This is a genomic window from Phytoactinopolyspora mesophila (genome assembly GCF_010122465.1).
Lineage (GTDB): Bacteria > Actinomycetota > Actinomycetes > Jiangellales > Jiangellaceae > Phytoactinopolyspora > Phytoactinopolyspora mesophila.
Genome location: NZ_WLZY01000004.1, coordinates 348656 through 367901, shown reverse-complemented (window position 1 = coordinate 367901; position 19246 = coordinate 348656). Strand labels below are relative to the sequence as shown.

Annotated in this window: 17 protein-coding genes; 9 read left to right on the top strand and 8 right to left on the bottom strand. The window is 66.8% G+C overall.

Annotated elements, in window-relative coordinates; genetic code table 11:
• Positions 1–93: 93 nt before the first annotated feature.
• On the top strand, positions 94–777 hold the full coding sequence (locus tag F7O44_RS14065; RefSeq protein ID WP_162450872.1) for an iron-dependent transcriptional repressor DtxR: 684 nt from the start codon (positions 94–96) through the stop codon (positions 775–777).
• 107 nt (positions 778–884) lie between these two features.
• Here F7O44_RS14065 and F7O44_RS14060 read toward each other — a convergent pair whose 3' ends face one another.
• Complete coding sequence (locus tag F7O44_RS14060; RefSeq protein ID WP_162450871.1) at positions 885–1151, bottom strand: hypothetical protein; 267 nt, start codon at positions 1149–1151, stop codon at positions 885–887.
• A gap of 80 nt (positions 1152–1231) precedes the next feature.
• Here F7O44_RS14060 and F7O44_RS14055 point away from each other — a divergent pair, with 80 nt between their 5' ends.
• A complete protein-coding gene (locus tag F7O44_RS14055) occupies positions 1232–1855 on the top strand; it encodes an HD domain-containing protein (protein WP_162450870.1) in 624 nt (207 codons plus the stop codon).
• Between the two features lie 516 nt (positions 1856–2371).
• Here F7O44_RS14055 and F7O44_RS14050 read toward each other — a convergent pair.
• The 3 genes from F7O44_RS14050 to F7O44_RS14040 form a co-directional block, all read right to left on the bottom strand.
• Positions 2372–3523 (bottom strand): acyltransferase family protein, encoded by a 1152-nt coding sequence (locus F7O44_RS14050; protein WP_162450869.1) that lies wholly within the window; start codon positions 3521–3523, stop codon positions 2372–2374.
• Between the two features lie 125 nt (positions 3524–3648).
• Positions 3649–3918, bottom strand: coding sequence for a DUF4031 domain-containing protein (locus tag F7O44_RS14045; protein WP_162450868.1), 270 nt, complete (start codon positions 3916–3918; stop codon positions 3649–3651).
• On the bottom strand, positions 3915–4619 hold the full coding sequence (locus F7O44_RS14040; RefSeq protein ID WP_162450867.1) for a copper homeostasis protein CutC: 705 nt from the start codon (positions 4617–4619) through the stop codon (positions 3915–3917). Before F7O44_RS14040 ends, F7O44_RS14045 begins: the two co-directional genes overlap by 4 nt.
• An 84-nt stretch (positions 4620–4703) precedes the next feature.
• Here F7O44_RS14040 and F7O44_RS14035 point away from each other — a divergent pair, with 84 nt between their 5' ends.
• The 3 genes from F7O44_RS14035 (at position 4704) to F7O44_RS14025 (ending at position 8709) form a co-directional block, all read left to right on the top strand.
• Positions 4704–5054: a hypothetical protein gene (locus tag F7O44_RS14035; RefSeq protein ID WP_162450866.1), complete on the top strand. Its 351-nt coding sequence runs from the start codon at positions 4704–4706 to the stop codon at positions 5052–5054.
• 183 nt (positions 5055–5237) lie between these two features.
• Positions 5238–7874 (top strand): DEAD/DEAH box helicase, encoded by a 2637-nt coding sequence (locus F7O44_RS14030; RefSeq protein ID WP_222851351.1) that lies wholly within the window; start codon positions 5238–5240, stop codon positions 7872–7874.
• Positions 7875–7956: 82 nt separating this feature from the next.
• Positions 7957–8709 (top strand): SWIM zinc finger family protein, encoded by a 753-nt coding sequence (locus F7O44_RS14025; RefSeq protein WP_162450864.1) that lies wholly within the window; start codon positions 7957–7959, stop codon positions 8707–8709.
• 171 nt (positions 8710–8880) lie between these two features.
• Here the strand turns inward: F7O44_RS14025 and groL are convergent, their stop codons facing one another.
• Positions 8881–10512, bottom strand: coding sequence for a chaperonin GroEL (groL, locus tag F7O44_RS14020; protein ID WP_162450863.1), 1632 nt, complete (start codon positions 10510–10512; stop codon positions 8881–8883).
• Between the two features lie 338 nt (positions 10513–10850).
• On the opposite strand from groL, the gene F7O44_RS14015 reads away from it, so the two are divergent.
• The 4 genes from F7O44_RS14015 to F7O44_RS14000 all read left to right on the top strand — a co-directional run bounded on the left by F7O44_RS14015 (position 10851) and on the right by F7O44_RS14000 (position 14351).
• Positions 10851–11336 (top strand): hypothetical protein, encoded by a 486-nt coding sequence (locus F7O44_RS14015; protein ID WP_162450862.1) that lies wholly within the window; start codon positions 10851–10853, stop codon positions 11334–11336.
• Positions 11333–12373: a hypothetical protein gene (locus tag F7O44_RS29635; RefSeq protein WP_162450861.1), complete on the top strand. Its 1041-nt coding sequence runs from the start codon at positions 11333–11335 to the stop codon at positions 12371–12373. The genes F7O44_RS14015 and F7O44_RS29635 overlap by 4 nt, the downstream gene beginning before the upstream one ends.
• A 104-nt stretch (positions 12374–12477) precedes the next feature.
• Positions 12478–13029: a SigE family RNA polymerase sigma factor gene (locus tag F7O44_RS29630; protein WP_162450860.1), complete on the top strand. Its 552-nt coding sequence runs from the start codon at positions 12478–12480 to the stop codon at positions 13027–13029.
• Entirely contained in the window at positions 13026–14351 is a 1326-nt protein-coding gene (locus tag F7O44_RS14000; RefSeq protein ID WP_162450859.1) for a hypothetical protein, read from the top strand. The genes F7O44_RS29630 and F7O44_RS14000 overlap by 4 nt, the downstream gene beginning before the upstream one ends.
• A 69-nt stretch (positions 14352–14420) precedes the next feature.
• On the opposite strand, the gene F7O44_RS13995 is transcribed toward F7O44_RS14000, so the two are convergent.
• The 3 genes from F7O44_RS13995 to F7O44_RS31845 all read right to left on the bottom strand — a co-directional run bounded on the left by F7O44_RS13995 (position 14421) and on the right by F7O44_RS31845 (position 19210).
• Positions 14421–15884 (bottom strand): NAD(P)-binding protein, encoded by a 1464-nt coding sequence (locus F7O44_RS13995; RefSeq protein ID WP_162450858.1) that lies wholly within the window; start codon positions 15882–15884, stop codon positions 14421–14423.
• Positions 15885–16087: 203 nt separating this feature from the next.
• Positions 16088–16576 (bottom strand): hypothetical protein, encoded by a 489-nt coding sequence (locus F7O44_RS13990; RefSeq protein ID WP_162450857.1) that lies wholly within the window; start codon positions 16574–16576, stop codon positions 16088–16090.
• 192 nt (positions 16577–16768) lie between these two features.
• Positions 16769–19210 carry an Ig-like domain-containing protein gene (locus tag F7O44_RS31845; protein WP_162450856.1) on the bottom strand — a complete coding sequence of 814 codons (2442 nt, stop codon included), beginning with the start codon at positions 19208–19210 and terminating at the stop codon, positions 16769–16771.
• Positions 19211–19246 lie beyond the last annotated feature (36 nt).

Here is a 19246-nt window from a genome sequence, read left to right as displayed (position 1 = left end):
TCAGGACGGGCCAGGCTGAGAAAGGCGCGGGCGCTGTCCCCGCGAGGAGATAAGGTTGAGTCGGGAGTTGGCACGAGCGAGGAGAGCGGTCCGGTGAGCGACCTGATCGACACCACTGAGATGTACCTCAAGACGATCTTTGAGCTTGAGGAGGAAGGCATCGTGCCCTTGCGCGCGCGCATAGCCGAACGGCTACACCAATCCGGGCCGACAGTCAGCCAGACCGTCGCCCGGATGGAACGCGACGGGCTACTTCACGTCGACGAAGACCGGCACCTCGAGCTCACCGAGAAGGGCCGCGCCCTCGCCACCCGCGTGATGCGCAAGCATCGGCTCGTCGAACGCCTGCTGGTTGACGTCATCGGCCTCGACTGGGAACTCGTCCACAACGAGGCTTGCCGGTGGGAGCACGTCGTCTCCGAAGCGGTCGAGCGACGGCTGGTTGACCTCCTCCACGAGCCGTCCACCGATCCCTACGGCAACCCCATCCCGGGTCTCCAAGAGCTCGATAGCAATGTCGAGGTAGAGGATTTCCGGGCCGGGGTCTCCACACTTCGCCACGCGAGCACCACCAGCGGCGTGGACGTCACCATCCGCCACATCGGCGAACCACTCCAGGTCGATGAGAAACTGCTGGCCACGTTGCGCCGTGCGGATCTGACGCCGGGCAAGACCATCCAGGCTCAGACCACCGACGCCGGTGTCCAGCTGCGCGGCTCGGAGCTGGTCGAGTTGGCGCTGGGCGACGCCGGGCACATCTTCGTCAGCACCCCGTAGGTTCACCGTTCATAGACCCACATCGAAGGATGCGGCTGACGTCTCAGAGTGACGGTGGCCGCACGGCGCCCGAACCGCCTGTGCGGGCACATGATGTGACGCGTGCGTCACAGAACGCGGACCTCCCGGACCAGCATGCCTGGCTCACTCGGTCGATCATGCGGCTCGGGGGCCGGGATGCCCACCACCTCGACCTCGTCCCCGACGCGTGCTGAACTCGCGAACGGGCCGAGCAACTCGACCCGTTCCTCATCCGTCTCGAGCTCGAGAACACCGCCGCGTCGTGCCGGCATGAGTTTGCCCCGCCGGGTCACGGTAACCAGCGCATCCGAGAACGCCGGCCGCTCGTAGGTGTCGTCCTGAAGGTCACTCATAGGACCCGAGTATGGCCCGACCACATAGTTGTTTGCATTCGCAATTCGCGAATCGTTAGCCATGTCACGACAATAGGGACGTGCGGGATCTGCAAGAACGCTGGACAGCCCTGGTGGGCAGCTCTGCGTCGTCCGTCCGCCGCGGCAACGACTTGCTGGCCCGCTGGTCCGAGCCGCATCGCCATTACCATTCCCTGGCTCACCTGCGGGCTGTGCTCGATGCGCTAGATCTACTGGCCGCCGAGATGAAATCGCCGGTCAGCGTCCGTCTGGCTGCCTGGTTTCACGACGCCGTTTACGACGGCCGACCCGGCGAGGACGAACGAGCCAGCGCCGCCCTGGCCGCCGAGGCCCTTGCCGAGCTGGGTTACCCCGGCGGACAGGTGGAAGATGTCGCGCGGCTCGTCCTGCTCACGGTCCACCATGACCCCGAGCCCGGCGATGTCGACGGCGCAACGCTCTGCGATGCCGATCTCTCGGTACTCGGCAGCACTCAGGCCGCTTATCAGCAATACGCCGAGGCCGTGCGCCGCGACTACTCTCACGTCTCCGATGCTGCTTTCCGCAACGGACGCCTCATCGTGGTGGAGACCCTGCTGAACCGCCAGCGGCTGTTTCGCACCCCGACCGGTCAGGCGCTCTGGGACGACGCTGCCAGGCGCAACCTCGCCGTGGAACTGACACACCTCCGCACTTCTCCATGATCAATTGAGGCGCTTCCTGCTTGTCCGTGGGTGGTGGCGCATGCCGCGTTGTGTGTCAGCAGGCCGGTGGCGTGCTGTGGCGCGCCTGCGTCCCGACCCCTCGGGCGGCGGGGCGGCGTCAGTGCTTGGCTCGACTGCCGAAGCTGGCGGCGGCCCGTCGTGGTTCACACGACGATCTTCACGACCGGTGTGTGCCCGCTCGTGTGACTCCTGACGGCCTCCGGCGGCGTTTCTTGGCACGACGATCTTCACGACGCCCGTACTGGCCCGGCGGGCGGCCCATGTTCACACGACGATCTTCACGACCCGCGCGCGAATGCCGATCCACCGCGCGGCAGCACACGGCGATCTTCGCAACCGGTGGCACCAGCCACAGCCCTGCCGCCAGGCGTGGGGCAATGGTCGTGAAGATCGTCGTGCGAAAAGTCAGCCAGCCGCGCGGCCGACGCGCCAATTCCGCAAGAACACCGCAGTAACCCCTTCACGAACCCCACCCACGCACGTGCCACAAGAGCCTCAATTGAGGGCCAGCGCCCGGCGGACCTTCTGCTCGACCGGCGCGAAGATCGCCACCAGCACGACGAGGACAAGGGCCGGCGCCACGATCCAGAACGGCCGCAACGCCCACCACTCGGCTGTGGGTTCGGAACCCGGCGTGAATCCGAGTCCCTCTACAGCGAGGAACACGAGCAGGAACGCTGTCATGTGCCAGAGGAAAACGGTGAGCAGGACGCTGCCCAGCGCAATGACCAGGCGCCACGGCCGTTTCCGCTCCATCCACCTGGACAAGGCCGGCGCGAGCAGAGTCACGAACCCCACCTGTGAGACCGCCAGGGCTGCGATCACCGCGGTGGTTGGAAGCATGTGGCTGATGTCCTCACCGGGGATCGAGACCATAGAGCGCGGATAGACATCGAGTGTGGTGGCAGCGGCTAGCACTGCCAGACCACCGAAGGCGAACGCCCAGCGCCGCCACACCGGCTCCAGCACGCCATCTCGCCACAAGTACCCGAGCTGGTGGGCAAAGACCCAGACCAGGGCGGTATTGAGCCCGCCGAGCCATTCCTGATCGGCAGCGAAACGCCCCAGATCGGCTCCGGCCACGACGAGGCCCAGCACCACCGTTGCGAGCACTCCGAACCGGCGATGCAGGGTGGCGGTGATCGGCACCAGGAGGGTGACCCACAGATAGGCGCCGAGGAACCACAGCGGCGTGAAGAGAAGCGGCATCACCGTGAGCGCGCCCTCATAGCCCTCGATCGTCGCCCTGCTGACGGCATCGATCGCGACCCAGACGACGGCGAAGACCAACGCAGGAAGCAGCAACCGGCTCAGCCTGCGTTGCAGGAACGCCACGGCCCCCTGCCCGGCGCGCCGCACAGAATCCCAGCCGGTCAGGTTCGCGTAACCACCGATGATGAAGAACAGCGGCATGACCTGCAAGAACCAGGTCAGCAACCAGCCACCGGGCACGTCTTCGACAGGATTCGGGTTCACCAAGGTGCCGTCCCGGCGATGGTTCACCGAAAGCGCCCAGTGCCAGACAACCACGACGCAGATCGCGGCCACCCGAAGGAAATCCACAGCCCGGTTACGCTCCGCCGGCGTGGCCTCGGCGAGCTCGTCTACACGGGCGATGGCCTCGCCCAACCGACCTCGAGATGCCATGGAGATCCAGTCTGCCGGGTCCGGGGGTGCATCCTTTTCGGGAATCGCCTCGAGAATCTTTACAAATATCCCGCGTCTCTACATTTACCCCGCCGTCGCCTGATGACACGCAGCCGCGCCCGGGCTCACCCAGCTCCGTGGCTTCTCTTGCGCCGCCGCAGGCCCGCCGCGTTCAGCCGGGCGACCAGCTCACGGCCACTCACCGGGACGGCTCCCGCCGCCACCACCGACGCATACATCGACTCGGGAACGTCGTAATGATCGCCGTCGAAGGCCCGGGCGGACAACCCGAGTTCAGCGGCGAAGGCATGCAACTCTTCGTATGACTCGTCCGAGATCAGATGTGCCCAACGCTGGCCGTGGCCGGGCCAGATCGGCGGATCGATCAGGATCACAGGGCTGAGGCCACGGAGTCGTCGACCAGGGTCCGCCACGAACGCACCAAGCTGGCGTCGATATACGTCTTCCACGACCGTCCGGGCCGAGCGGCGCTGCCGATGTGAAACTTGCGCACGCCGGCTCTGGCCAACCAGGGCACATGATCTGCGGCCAGACCGCCGCCAGCCATCATCAGCGCCGCCACCGCGGGCGAGTCCGCCGCCCGGCGGCATAGGTCGTCCAGCCCGGTGCCCACGCCTCGCGCCGACCCCGCCGTGAGGACGGTGTCCAGGCCGGGCAGATCCAGCAGCGTCCGCCAGGCCTCATCGTGATCGAGCGCGTGGTCAATGGCCCGGTGAAAGGTCCACGGGGCGCCACTGAGCTCCTCGACCAGAGTCATGGTCGCGTCGACGTCGATCTGTACGGACGGTCCGAGAAACCCGAGAACGAAGCCGTCCGCGCCCGCGGCGTAGAGCTGATGCGCAGCGCCCATCAGACGCGAGAGCTCCGACCCGCTGGTGGCGAAACCGTCGTTGGCTCGCAGCATGACCCGCAGTGGCAGGTCGCATTCGCGTTTGAGATCGCGCACCGTCTCGACGGCCGGCGTAAGGCCGTCTGCGGCCATGTCGGCCACTACCTCAAGGCGGTCGGCGCCACCCTCAACCGCCCCGGCTGCGTCGGCGGGTCCAAGTGCGATGACTTCGAGGAGGGGCTGCACAGAGGATAGTGTGCCATCTTCAGCCCGGCTGCTGGAGATCACCAGCGCCGGTTTTCAGGTCCGTCCTTCTCCTGGCACCATCAGATGGTGACCATCGACGACGACGCCATGTTCGCCGCTCGAGCAGTTGTGCTCCGGGACCTCAACGCGCGCGGAGCCGACTCACCGGCAGCGGTGGATATCCTCGACGCGGTCATCGCCGAACGCCGCTGGTGGGTGGAACAATGGCCGGACGGTGCCGACTACGTTGCCGGGCAGGTCGCCCAGGACGTCCAGGAGCAGCTCCTCGACAATGGATTCGGACGCTGGCCTCGGTGCACGGCATGTGACGAAACTGCTGTGCACGAGCTCCGCGTCGAACCGGAGCTCGGTCCGGATCCGCAGTGGGTCTGTGAGAAAGGGGGGCTCGTAGTGGCCCCGCTGGGAGGTCTGTGATGTCTTTTTCGCCATGTGGGGAATACATCCGCGTACGCCGCGCCTTATGACCTTCTGCCCCTGAAGACCGCGCGGACAACTCGCCTTCCCCGGTGATCATGAACACTTCTAGACCTATACGGTCGCCAGGCATTCATGATCATCGAAAAGGGTCCGCGCACACGAGCGTTGAAGAGGTTGTGGGTGGAAGCAGAACTCCGTCGATGTACCGCAGTGTTCAATCCCCGGGTGCCGGCCCGTAGCGGCCATCTGTCGTTCCACCCGCCGGATAGTGCCGAAACTCTCGTCGAGCTGCCCCTGGCCGAAGCCGTACCGGCGCTGTGCTGGTCCGGAGAATTGCCCGCTCACCCCACGGTCGAATTCTGGCGGGCTGCCACCTTCGTCGCGTTGCGGCTGGTCGCCGACCACCGGATCGAGCCGCACGCAACGGACGACGGCATCGTCTGGAGCCTAGGAGAGCTCGACGACACCGCAGAGTCCATGATCCGCGATCTGGAGACAACCGCACCACCAGAGCTCGGCCATGTCCGCGCATACCTCGACGCTGTCGCAGACTATCTGGCCAATCCGGACATGGACGCCGGCGTCCGGATCTCACTGCGAGTGGAGCTCATAGACGGCGTCGCAGGACTCGCCGACGACACAAGCGACGAGCGCTTCCAGGTCACCGTCCAGGTGCACAGCCTGTCCGAGCCGTCGGCCACCGCCGACGCCGCGGAGCTGTGGGAGCGGCCCGAACAGTTCGGGCCGGGCGCCCGGGCCGGCGCCATGCTCGCGGTGCGCCGGGCCGCCGGTGCCTGGCAACCGTTGGACCGATTGCTTCGGAGCAAGGTCCCGGACCGGATCTTGCTTGACGACGACGAGCTGGCGGACCTTCTCAGCGGCGGCGCGCAACGGCTGGCCAGCACCGGCACCGGCGTGCAATGGCCGCCGGAGCTGGCCAACGGTCTGACCGCGACGGCGATCATTCCGACGTCCGGCCCGTTGTCCCGGCTGCGGCGGAGAACTGGTGACGAAGCCGGTCCGTCGTCGTTCGACAGCACCGAGCTCCTGCACATGAGCTGGCGTATCGAGCTCGGCGGCAGTGAACTCACCCAGGCCGAGCTGGACACCCTGGCCGAGGCTCGCCGCCCGTTCGTGCGGCTGCGTGGTCAGTGGGTGCTGGTCGACCCGAGGCTCGCCCGCAAAGCTGAGGACACCGACCCCAAAGCACTCGGCGCTTTCGAGGCGCTGGGCGCGGCGCTGACCGGGACCGCCGAGATCGACGGTGAACAAGTCCCGGTCGCGCCCACCGGATGGCTCGAGCAACTCCGTCAGCGGATCGCCGAACCGGAGTCCGGCGCAGAGCCGCTCGAGGCTCCATCCGCGCTGGCGGCCACTCTGCGCGACTATCAGCTGCGCGGCCTACGCTGGTTGCATCGGATGACGTCATTGGGGCTGGGCGCTTGCCTGGCCGACGACATGGGCCTAGGCAAGACGATCACCGTGATCGCGCTGCATCTTCATCGGCAGACCGACCCGGCCACGGCCGGCCGGACGCTCGTCGTCTGCCCGGCCTCGTTGCTGGGCAACTGGGAGCGCGAGATCAACCGGTTCGCGCCGGGCACTCCGGTGCTTCGCCATCACGGCTCCGGGCGTGAGCTGGCCGCGATTCTCGGCGAGACCGACGGCGGCTTCGTCCTCACGACGTACGGCACCATGCGACTCGATACCGGCTACACCGCCCGAGGACTTACCACGACGCCGTGGCAACTGGTTGTCGCCGACGAAGCCCAGCACGTCAAGAATGCCGATTCCAAGACTGCCAGAGCGCTGCGCGAGATCCCGGCCGGCGCACGGGTGGCCCTGACCGGGACCCCGGTGGAGAACAATCTCTCCGAGTTGTGGGCCATCATGGACTGGGCCACGCCGGGGTTCCTCGGCTCGCTGGGAGCGTTTCGCAGGCGTTGGGCCGAGCCCATCGAATCCGGCAAAGAGCCGGCGGCCACCGCTGCCGCGCAGCGGCTGAGCCGGCTGATCGCGCCTTTCATGCTGCGCCGGCGCAAGACAGATCCGGGCATCGCGCCGGAACTGCCACCCAAGACAGTGACGGACCGTCCGGTAACGCTCACCGCGGAGCAAGCCGCTCTCTATGAGGCAACCGTTCGCGAAACCCTGGCCAAGATCAAGAACAGCAGCGGAATCGCCCGGCGGGGCCTCGTCTTGTCGCTGCTCACGGCGCTGAAACAGGTCTGCAACCATCCGGCGCAATATCTGAAGGAGCCGCTGGGCGCCGCTGGCCGCTCCGGCAAGCTCGACTTGCTGGACGATCTCGTCAGCACCATCACAGCAGAAGAAGACGCCGTTCTGGTGTTCACCCAGTACGTGAGCATGGCCAAACTGATCGAGGAACACTTCACCACCCGCGGCATGCCTATCCAGGTGCTGCACGGAGGGACGCCCGTTGACCAGCGTGAAGCCATGGTTCGCCGGTTCCAGGAGAGCGCGCCCGCCCAGGCACCGATCTTCGTGCTCTCCCTGAAGGCAGCCGGGACCGGGCTGAACCTCACCCGCGCGGGCCACGTCATCCACTACGACCGATGGTGGAATCCGGCTGTTGAGGAACAGGCCACCGACCGTGCCTACCGGATCGGGCAGACGCGGCCGGTCCAGGTACACCGGCTGATCGCCGAGGGCACGGTAGAGGACCGGATCGCCGCCATGCTGGCAGCCAAACGTGGTCTCGCCGACTCCGTTCTCGGCGCCGGCGAGGCAGCGCTGAGCGAACTGTCCGACGCAGAGCTGGCCGAGCTCGTCGAACTCCGCCCCGAATCGGGTTGATCATGGGCAGATTCCAGTTTTCGAACCGTTTGAGGCGACATCCGCCCATGATCAACACAGCAGACTTGGGGGTGCAGCGGTCATGAGTGAGTTGGCCAAGGGCTTTCCGGCGTTTCCGGCCCGCAAGCGTCGTACCCGGCGGGCACAGACGTGGTGGGGAAATGCCTGGATCGACGCTCTGGAAGACACGTCACTCGACTCGGACCAACTGCGCCGCGGGCGGACCTACGCTCACGGCGGCCATGTGGGGACCATCACCGTGAGTCCGGGGCGGATCTCCGCCACCGTCTACGGCGACGACTACACCCCGCACGAGACGATGGTCTTCCTGGAAGAACTCGCCGCACCCGACTGGGATCGGCTGCTCGAGCACATCGCCGCCAAGGCCGGCCACGTAGCGGCCCTACTCGAACGCGACGTGCCCGACGACTTGGTGGAGACCGCGGACGACGCCGGAGTCCGGCTACTGCCCGGGATCGGCGATCTGGAGCCCCAGTGCACTTGCGATGAGTGGGGGCATCCCTGCACGCATGCCGCGGCGTTGTGTTACCAGGCGTCGTGGCTACTCGATACCGACCCTTTCCTGCTCCTGCTGATGCGGGGCCGAGGCGAGCACGCGCTCCTGGACGAGCTTCAGGAACGCAACGCCGGCCCGGCTCCGGCGCGACGGACCGAGGAGGTCGGAGCGACGGAAGCGACGGGAGCCGGAAGCGGTGCCATCGGGACTGCTGTGATCGAACTCGACCCGGAGACGATCGAGCGGGTCGTTTCAGAGGCCGCGGGACGGGCCGCTGATCTCCTGTCCCGCGCCTGCCCACCCACGACCAACCGCTAGCGCCCCAAAGCAGCTCCACCCCTTCGTGTTGATCATGGCCTAAAGCAGCCTTTCAGATGCCGAACGGGTGTCACATGCCCATGATCAACGGGCAAGGGAGACGAAAAGAAGGCGATGCCCCGGCCAGTAGGCCGGGGCACCATCGTTGTTCGGTGTTGAAGCGGACGGGACTCAGAAGTCCATGCCGCCCATGCCACCGGTCGGGTCGCCGCCGGCCGGGGCCGGGTTCTTCTCCGGCTTGTCGGCCACGACGGCCTCGGTGGTGAGGAACAGAGCCGCGATCGAAGCAGCGTTCTGCAGCGCCGAGCGCGTCACCTTGGCCGGGTCGGGAACGCCCGCGGCCAGCAGGTCCTCGTACTCGCCCGTGGCGGCGTTGAGGCCGTGGCCGTCCTGCAGGCCCTTGACCTTCTCCACCACGACGCCGCCTTCGAGGCCGGCGTTGATGGCGATCTGCTTCAGCGGGGCCTCGACGGCCAGCTTGACGATGTTGGCACCAGTGGCCTCGTCGCCCTCGAGCTCCAGCTTCTCGAACGCCTTGACCGCTGCCTGGAGCAGAGCCACGCCACCACCGGCGACGATGCCCTCCTCGACGGCGGCCTTCGCGTTGCGAACGGCGTCCTCGATGCGGTGCTTGCGCTCCTTGAGCTCGACCTCGGTGGCCGCGCCCGCCTTGATGACGGCAACGCCGCCGGCGAGCTTGGCAAGCCGCTCCTGCAGCTTCTCGCGGTCGTAGTCGCTGTCGGAGTTCTCGATCTCGGCCCGGATCTGGCTGACGCGACCCGCGATCTGGTCGGCGTCGCCGGCGCCCTCGACAATCGTGGTCTCGTCCTTGGTGACGACCACCTTGCGCGCCTGGCCCAGCAGGTCAACCGTAGCGTTCTCGAGCTTGAGGCCGACCGTCTCGCTGATGACCTGACCACCGGTCAGGATCGCGATGTCCTGCAGCATGGCCTTCCGGCGGTCACCGAAGCCAGGAGCCTTGACGGCAACCGACTTGAACGTGCCGCGGATCTTGTTGACGACCAGCGTGGCCAGGGCCTCGCCCTCGACATCCTCGGAGATGATCAGCAGCGGCTTGTTGCTCTGCATGACCTTCTCGAGCAGCGGGAGCAGATCCTTGACATTCGAGATCTTGGACTCGACCAGCAGGATGTACGCGTCCTCGAGGACGGCCTCCTGGCGGTCGGCGTCGGTCACGAAGTAGCCCGAGGTGTAGCCCTTGTCGAAGCGCATACCTTCGGTGAGCTCGAGCTCGAGCCCGAAGGTGTTGCTCTCCTCTACGGTGATGACACCTTCCTTGCCGACCTTGTCCATGGCCTCGGCGATCAGCTCACCGATCTGGGGGTCGCCCGCGGAGATGGACGCGGTGGCCGCGATCTGCTCCTTGGTCTCGACCGGCTTGGCCGACGCAAGCAGCTGCTCGGACACGGCTTCGACGGCCTGCTCGATGCCGCGCTTCAGCGCGATCGGGTTCGCGCTGGCTGCGACGTTGCGCAGACCCTCGCGGACGAGCGCCTGGGCGAGCACCGTGGCAGTGGTGGTGCCGTCACCGGCGACGTCGTCAGTCTTCTTCGCGACCTCTTTGACGAGCTCGGCCCCGATCTTCTCCCACGGGTCTTCGAGCTCGATCTCCTTCGCGATGGACACACCGTCATTGGTGATGGTCGGCGCGCCCCACTTCTTCTCGAGCACGACGTTGCGGCCCTTCGGGCCGAGGGTGACCTTAACGGCGTCGGCAAGCGAATTCATGCCGCGCTCTAGGCCACGCCGTGCCTCCTCGTCGAAGGCAATCATCTTTGGCATTGGGGTTGGTCCTCCCGGTTGCGGGTGGATGGCCCGGTACGACGCCCGCGACGGACGGCCAAGGAATACCCGGCACCCTTCGCCGGTTTTCCGAGGCCTCGCCGACCCGGCTTCCTGTCACTCCTACCTTAAGAGTGCTAACGCTGTTTTAGCACTCTCCCACCGTGAGTGCAAGCCGCGAGGAGGGCTCGCCCTGTCACCTCCGCCCCGGCACACATCGGTTGAGCCGTCATCCATGCACGGGAGGATCCACTGCCGAGCACCTAGCGCTATCGGATGATCCGGAAGTCCGCCATGACGTAGACGACTCCACCCCCACGATGCGTAGTCTCTAGGACGTGACGAACGGCGAGATGACTGCGGCGCCCCCGGAGCGAAAGACGCTCCCGCGCTGGGCCAAAGGCTGGCGGATCGCGCTGGCCGGCCTGGGCATGGTGGCGCTGCTGCACGGGACACTTCGAGATTCAGACGACTACTTCCCCTTCGGCTCGATGGCACAGTACGCCACCGCCCATAACCTCAACGGCCAGACCAGATCGACATATATCGAGGCCGAGACGGAGGCGGGGGGCGAACTCGTCCGCGTTCCGCTGAACGCGACCGGCACCGGAATCGGCCGGGCCGAGGTCGAGGGCCAGTTGGGCCGCTTCATCGAGGACCCCTCGTTGATGCAGGTCATTGCGGATGCTTTCCGGCAGATCCATCCGGACCGCGACCAATACACGTACATGTATCTGATGCGGGACGTCTACCAGCTGCACGACGGCTATGTCGTCGGAGACCCGGAGACCGTACTGCTCGCAGAGTGGGAGGTCATCCGATGATCGGCCGAGGAAGTCAGCCTCGCTCCGGGGCCGTCTCCAGCGCCGAGACGCTGCTGGCCGGCTCGGGACCCGAGACCACCACGACAGCCGCTCCAGCCACCGGCGCGTCCGGCGCCGGCTCGGGCAGCGACGGCCCCGGCCTCGATCGGGCGCCCGGCAGTGGTGGGGAGCCGGGTCCTGCTCGGCCGACTCGAGCGCGACGCCTCGGCTCACGCATCGTCGGCTGGTGGCTACCGGAGATCCCGCGATCCCGAGTCGGGATAATGCGAGCGGTCATCTACCTCTTCCTGATCTACGACATCTTGTATCTCCGCAATGACGTCATTCCGCACGGATACGCACCGGAGCTGTACCAGCCGCTGTGGATCGGTCGCGCGCTTCCGCTGCCCGAGCCTTCGGTGGCATTGGCTCAGACATTGCAGATCGTCATCATCGTGGGCTGTCTCATAGCGGCCACGGGCAGGTTGCCCAGGCTGGCCGGATGGACGGTCGCACTCTGCTACTTCCAGTGGCTGATCCTCAGCATGTCGTTCGGCAAGGTCGACCACGACCACCTCGCGCTGATCATCGCCGCCTTCGTCCTGCCGACTATCGGCCGGGCCCGTATCACCGACCGGGGCACCACACCCGGGGGTGGCTGGGCGTTCCGGTGCATCCAGATCGCGGTGATCGCCACCTACTTCGGCGCGGCGCTGGCCAAGTGGGTCCGCAACGGCGCACCGTTCGCCTGGGGCAGCAGCGCCGTGCTCACGTGGGCATTCATCCGTCGCGGGAGCGCTCTGGCCAGGTGGTCGCTGGACTACCCATGGATACTGCGGCTCTCTCAATGGATCATGCTGATCGCCGAGTACCTCTCCCCGGTGGTGCTCTTCCTGCGTGGCAAGGCGCTATACCTCGCCGCGGCGTTCTTCCTCGGCTTTCACGCGATCACCTTCATCACGCTGGGCATTCACTTCCTGCCGACGGTGGTCTGCTGGCTGGCGTTCTTCCCGACCGAGAAGCTCCTGCCGCGCCGCTTCCGTCCCGCGCCGGCCTAGGGAATTCCCGGCCTGCGGGACGCAGCCCATCGTCGTGCAACGCGATCGGCCCCGTCTTCCGTGCACCGGGTGAGAGAGTCAACTCACCACCCACGGAGGCGGACGTGCTGAAGATCGACGAGGCGTCGTACCGGGAGTTCGTCGTCGCCCGGCGCCGATCTCTGCTGCGCACCGCCTACCTGCTGTGCGGGGAATGGCACCTGGCCGAGGATCTGGTCCAGGACACACTCGCCAAGCTGTACGTAGCCTGGCGGCGGGTGCAACGCCGTGATGAGGTCGACGCCTACGCGCGCAAGGCGCTCCTCAACACGTACATCGACAGTCGGCGGCGCCCGTGGCGTAGAGAACACACCACGGACACCACTCGTCACGATGCCTCGACCGCCGCCCTGAACGGCTCCGGCGGATCAGGCGATCCTGCTGATCAGGGCGACCCGGGTATGCGACGGCAACTGCTCGACGCCCTCGCTGACGTGCCACCACGGCAGCGAGCTGTCCTCGTGCTGCGGTTCTGGGAAGACCTCTCTGTCGAACAAGTCGCGGATCTCCTCAATTGCCGGACGGGCACGGTCAAGAGCCAGACGGCTCGGGGCCTCGACCGGCTCCGCGACCTGCTCGGCGCCACCACGCTGGCCGAAATGAAGGAGCAGCTATGAACCAGGAGAGGTTGCGCGCCATGTTCGAGGACGCGCTGACCGACGAACCGACCAACACCGGACTGGTCGACGACGACGTCGCCCGTGGCCGGGCGCTGCGCGGGCGCCGCATGCGGCGACGAGTCGGCGGAGCGGGTGCCGGGGCCGCAGCGCTGGTGGCGGCCGCGTTGGTGGTGCCGGCGTCGCCGCTGTCGTTGATCGACGACGAACGCGACGGCAGCCCCGATTCGGTCCAGCCGGCGGCCACTTCGCCAGGCGGTGCCCCGCTGAGTCCCGAGGTCGCGGAGAGTCCACTGCTGCGAGAGATCTGGGCGGCTGTCGAAACTGAGCTGCCAGACGACGTCGAGCTCGTGGACGACTCATACGTCTACGATTCCGGGTTCGGAGCGAACGGAATCTATCTGTCCCTTGAACGCCACGAGCGATGGTTCACGCTGACGATCTCCGTCGGGAACGGCCGTCCCGATCTCGAGGACTTCCGACCTTGTAGCGACGCTCCGGCCGACTCAATCTTTTGGAGCAATGCGCACACCTGCGATGAAGGCCATGACCATGCCGGCCGCTGGCGGCTGATGTCGGAATCTGATGGGCCGGTACAGCGGTTGACGGTCTTGGAGGACCAGTCCGCGGCGGCAACCGTTTCGCTGGACCAGACGTCCTCCGACATTGCGGAAGACGGCACAGCTCTGGGACCGGTTGAGTGGAACCTGAGCACGGAGGAGACCGACGCCATCGCCGCCGCGGCGTGGGCGGTCGGCGAACGGCACGATCCGGCCGACCTGACGAGCGGTATTGATTTGTCGGAGGCGCTTGCCGCGTGGCCGGAGATGCAGGCCACGCTGGAAGAGCGGCTGGACCTCGGCCCGCTGACACCGGTCGCACCCAGTGACGAAGCGTCTGTCGAAGGGACCTACGACCCCGAGACGGGTGCGGTCGCCGATGTCGACGAGCAATGGCAGACGGGGACCATCGCGGCCCGGTACGCAACCGAGGACGGCATCGAAGTAGATGTCATGGTCTGGCAGGTCGCCCGGATGTACGAGCCGTTCTGCCACGAACGGATCGGGGGCTGCCACCTCTTCAGCTGGGGTAGCGACGTCGCTGGACAAGATGACCTCGATGGGCTCGTTGGACCTGGCGCCTCCGGCGCCCTTGGCGACCGTGCCGGCATTCACGTCGTGATCGGTACTGGCGAGTTGGTCGACCCCGAGAATCCCGAGAGCGCTGAACTCGAGCGGAAGGTGTCGGCGGCGCACGTGGCGCTCTCTCGGTTGGTGCCGTTCCTGGGCGACGACCCGTCCCCCATCTCGGAAGACACCTGACCGCCCGGGTGAGTTTGTTGCGTCCTGCGGGTCGAGCCCTTGAGCGCTCGGTCCGCAGGACGCAACGGGTTACGGGGAGAGGTCCGGCGTGCGCCGGATGCCGAACCTCGACCGCAGGGCCCGGCGCGCCGCGTGCCAACCACACATGCCGTGCACGCCCGGCGCGGGCGGGGTGGCCGACGAACACAGATAGACGCCCGGAACGGGTGTGGCCCACGGATCCCATTTCAGCGCCGGCCGGGCCAGGAGCTGCCAGGTGGTGAGTGCGCCCGCCGCGAAGTCACCACCGATGTAGTTGGCATTGTGGTGCGGCATCTGAGCCGCGGGGATGGTCCGGCGGGCGACCACGACATCGCCGAAACCCGGCGCGAACCGCTCGATCTGCGCCTGAACGGTGTCGCCGACGTCGACCGTGGATCCGGACGGCACGTGTGTGTAGGTCCATAGGGGACGCAAGCCCTCGGCCTCCCGGCCGGGGTCGGTCAGCGTCGGGTCGGAGACAAGCACCAGCGGGCGCTCCGCGTGTTTCCCGGACGCGATCTCAGCCTCCGCGAACGCCATCTCCGCACGCGTGCCTCCCACGTGCACGGTGCTGGCGGCGCCAACCTCCGGATGCTGCCACGGCACCGGTCCCGAGAGCACGAAGTCGACCTTCGCGACGGCGTCGCCATAGCGATACCGGGCCATCGCACGGCGGTACCGGGGCGGTAGCCGGTCGCCCATCACCTCAAGGAGGTTGTCCGGCGTCGTATCGAAGAGATACGCCTGGGCGCGCGGCAGCTGGTCCAGTGCGGTGACGTGGACGCCGGTGGTGATGAGCGCGCCGTGCGCCTTGAGATCATCTACCATCGCGTCGATGATCGACTGGCTTCCGCCGACGGGCAGTGCCCAGCCAGGTGAATGGGCCAGCGCTGCCAGCATGACCGCGGTGCCGGCCACCGGGAGACTCGGCTGCGGCCCGATGGCGTGGGTGCCGACCCCGGTGAGCAACGCCGGCGCTTCGTCTTCGGTCCAGCGCCGGTTCCACACCCGCGTGCCTTGTTCGAGCACCGCCAGCCCCAGCTGAGCCGCCGAGAGCGGGTCTTTGGGAAGGCTGCGGCGATCCGACAACGCGGCATCGACCACACCGGGAACATGCTTGACCAGCGGGCCGAGAAGGCGCTTCCAGGCTCGACCGTCCGCCCCGAGCCCGTCCGCCGTGCGCTCCAGGTCTCTGTAGGCGATTCCGGCCCGTCCGCCGTCGAGCGGCTGCGCGTAGGAGACATCGGGATACCGCAGCTGTACTCCCCTGGCACCCAAGTCGAAGTCGCGGAAGAAGGGCGAAGCGGCGGCCAGCGGGTGTACCGCGGAGCAGATATCGTGCACCAAGCCCGGTGCGAGCCCGAGGTCGAGGGTACGAGCACCGCCGCCCAGTGTGGACTGAGCCTCGTAGACCCGCACATCCAGGCCGGCTCGTGCCATCGTGACCGCGGCGGCCAGGCCGTTCGGCCCGGAGCCGACAACCACGACGTCGCACCGCTCAGTAGGGCCCACATCGCCTCCTGCCGCGCGCCTGCTTTTCGGCACCAGCTCTTGACACCAGCACCCGGTGTCATCGTAGGCCGTCACGTCCGGCGGAGCAGGCGATGGGGCGACATCACCAGGAGTATTGGTGCGTTACCAGGTCTGTAAACCTGGTAACGCACGTAAGAACCTACCAAACATGATCATTTGAGTTGGCGGGAGCCGGGCCGATGCTAGTCATCGTCGGGAAGGTTCGGGGTAGCGGTATCGATGTAGAACAGGAACCCGCTCGGGCTGACATGCAGCGTCTGATCGCGCAATAACAGCTCCCGCAGCTCGTCCACGTCGCGGTTGTTGAGCGCGGCCACGGCCTCGAGGTCGTCACCCAGCGCATCGATCGCTTCCTGTCCAGCCATCGGCTCAGGCAGGAGATCGCCACCCGTGGGCGTCATTCCCTCGGTCACGTCGTCCTCGGCAACGTCCTCATCCGTACCCGGGTCGTCTTGGGTGCCGGCGTCGTCCTGTGTGCCCGCGTCATCGGTGGGATCGCCGTCAGTATCCGTGTTGTCCTCACCGTCGCCAGGCTCCTGGGTGACAACCGTCTCATCGTCCCGATCCGCTAGCCACCCAAGGGCTGCCGCACCGGCCGCCACGATCACCACCGCGGCTGCCGCAACGGCCACCACCGCGATCAGCTTGCGGCGCTCCGAGTTAACGGTCACGTTGGCCGCCTCTCTATCGAAGTTCATTACCTTCTACTACGAATGGGACGTAACCGACCGGCCTCGGGTTCCGGCAGGTTCGGCGCACAGCCGGGTTCGCCTGCCGGCCACACGCAACTGGGGCGCGGAGACGATCGTCTCCGCGCCCCAGCCGGTCAGCATCTGTGTCCTAGGAGCTGATGGCCCCCTTACCTACACAACAGCCCGACGAGTCCGGGCGTACAGAGCGCCACCTGCGGCCAGCAGCACCAGGCCGGCGATAAGTCCGAGCTGGTTGCCCGAACCGGTGTCCGGCAGGTCGTCGCCGTCCTCGTCGCCTTCCTCGGTGCCATCGTCGGTCCCGTCCTCGGTCCCGTCTTCGGTGCCGTCCTCGTCACCGGGCTCGTCGACGTTGACGCTGAAGTTCACCACATCGCTGCTCGGCGACACGGTGTCACCGACGGACTGCACCGCGACAACAGTGCAGTCGCCGTTGGGCAGGCCCTCGTCCGGTGTGAAGGCCCAGTCGCCTTCGTCGTCGACCTCAGTCTCGCCCACGAGTTCACCGTCGCACTCGATGGTGATCGTGACCGTAGCACCGGCGATTCCGGTCCCGCTGAACGTCGGCGTGGGGGTCGCGGCCGTGTCACCCTCCTCAGGCTTGACGATGACCGGAGCCTCCAGCGGCACGGTCACGGTGACCGAGTCGGTCTCCGGAACCTCGATGGTGCCGACCGTCTGCTGAGCGGTGATGGTGGACTCACCGTACGGGAGGCTGTCATCGAGTGTGGTGCTCCACGCACCTTCGGCATCGACGTCGACCGAACCGACCGTCTCGCCGTCGATGGTCAGCGTGACCGTGGCCTCGGCCTCGGCGTTACCGGTGACCTCGAGGTCATCGGCCTCGACTTCGGCACCGTCCTCCGGCGACGTGATGACGACGGGGTCGGCCTCGAACGGCTCGGCCGCACCGGTCAGCTCGTAGAAACCGAGGCTGCTGTAGTCGGTGTAACCCGAGCCGTCGGACGGCGTGTTATCGCCAGGGTCGCCTTGGCCACGGCCTTCGACCTGGACGTAGTAGACCCCGGCTTCGAGCTCCGCGTCGATCGTGGCGTCCAGGCCCAGCGCCGCCGGGTCGCCCGGGTAACCGAGTGGGTCGACGGTCGTTTCCTGCTCTACCTCGTCGAGCACGTTGCCCTCACCGTCGAGCAGCGACAGCTTGACGTCGAGGTTGGCGCCGATTCCGACCGGGGACGCCGTGGCGGTGAAGTCGCCGCCATCGGTGAGCACCGAGAAGACGTCGACATCGCCGTCGCTGACGATCACGCCGTCCTCGGCGAACTCACCCGTGGAGTTATCGAGGCTGGTGGCGTCGCTGGGGTCGTCACCGTGGGGGTCCGACGCGCGGTCGGTCCGGTCCACGTACTCCCAGAGAACCGTCAGCGGAGCGCCGTCGTGCCCGCTCTGCTGGAACGCGCACTCGTTCTGGGCGTCCGGCTCGAAGACTTCGTGCTCCGGGCGAAGGGTGCCGTCGAAGTCCTCGTCCAGCCGGCCGTCCAGGTAGGGACAGATTCCGCTGGTCCATGGGTCGCCGTTCTCGTCCACCAAGCCGGTGGCGAAATGGTCCGCGCTGTCTCGGTCGAGAATGGTCGCGATGTCATCCTGACCCGGGTTCGTGGCATCGGCGTAGCCACCGTCGGACCAGGTGCTCAGCGGCACGGTGTACGCGGCGCCCATGATGGGGCCCCAGAGTGCATCCGGCGCGGCCGGTGTGTCTTCGTAGTAATACTCTTCGCCGGCGATGCCGTGGTGGTCGAGGCCCAGGTTGTGGCCGACCTCGTGGCTACCGGCGTCGGCGATGTACGCCGCGTTGTCCTGCAGGACGTCCGCCATCACGAAAGCCGGGCTCAAGTACTCCGAGCCGAAACCGCCGACGAACGCCCAGCCGCCTGTGCCTTGCAAAGCCGGCGGAAGGACGCTGCTGTCCGGCACAACCAGCAGGTGCGACCCGTACGAGTTGTCGTCCGCGCTGGACTTGAACAACGCGTCCGGACCAGGGTCGGAAATGGTCACGTTGACGTCGAACGGCGCGTAGTCCTGCGCGATGCGCTCCCATACGACGTACTTGAAATCGTCGTCGACGTCGTAGGCGCCGATTTCGATGGTGTCGACCTCGTAGGCCTTGTTCCACTCCGTGTTCTCGATGGTGTGACCGTCGAAGTCGATGAAGAGTGTGTGGGAAGCGTCCGGGCGTGAGCCGTTGACCGGATCACCGGGAACCTCGGACGCCTGGTCGAGTTCCAGCGTGTGATCGTGGCCGGTTACCTCCCACTCGTCGACGAACGTCACGAAGCCGTTGGGCGAAACCCTCGCCAGATCCTGCTCCAGGTAGCTGGTCAGGCGCTCGACCGTCAGACCGGCTCGGTCCGCTACCGAAGCGAGCGCGGACTCAGCCAGTTGATCGAGAGCCTCCGGCCCACTGACGAGTGGCTCAACCAGGGAGGCGAGGAAGCCGAACTCCTTCGCGTCGTCCTCGACGTGTGCGGGCTGCGTCTCAATTGCGACAGCGGGCAACGCGGAACCGCCAAGTGCCAGAGCTCCGGCACCTGTCACGGCTACCGCCGCCGCCCACCGTCTGCGATGGGTGCTTTTCACTGGTTCTTATCTCCCCGGGTGGACTATCGATCCGGT

Bases quoted from the DNA above. Each gene is read 5' to 3' on its own strand.
- F7O44_RS14060 (WP_162450871.1), bottom strand. From the start codon at position 1,151: ATGAGTGACCTTCAGGACGACACCTACGAGCGGCCGGCGTTCTCGGAT.
- F7O44_RS14050 (WP_162450869.1), bottom strand. From the start codon at position 3,523: ATGGCATCTCGAGGTCGGTTGGGCGAGGCCATCGCCCGTGTAGACGAG.
- F7O44_RS14035 (WP_162450866.1), top strand. From the start codon at position 4,704: ATGGTGACCATCGACGACGACGCCATGTTCGCCGCTCGAGCAGTTGTG.
- F7O44_RS14025 (WP_162450864.1), top strand. From the start codon at position 7,957: ATGAGTGAGTTGGCCAAGGGCTTTCCGGCGTTTCCGGCCCGCAAGCGT.
- groL (WP_162450863.1), bottom strand. From the start codon at position 10,512: ATGCCAAAGATGATTGCCTTCGACGAGGAGGCACGGCGTGGCCTAGAG.
- F7O44_RS29635 (WP_162450861.1), top strand. From the start codon at position 11,333: ATGATCGGCCGAGGAAGTCAGCCTCGCTCCGGGGCCGTCTCCAGCGCC.
- F7O44_RS14000 (WP_162450859.1), top strand. From the start codon at position 13,026: ATGAACCAGGAGAGGTTGCGCGCCATGTTCGAGGACGCGCTGACCGAC.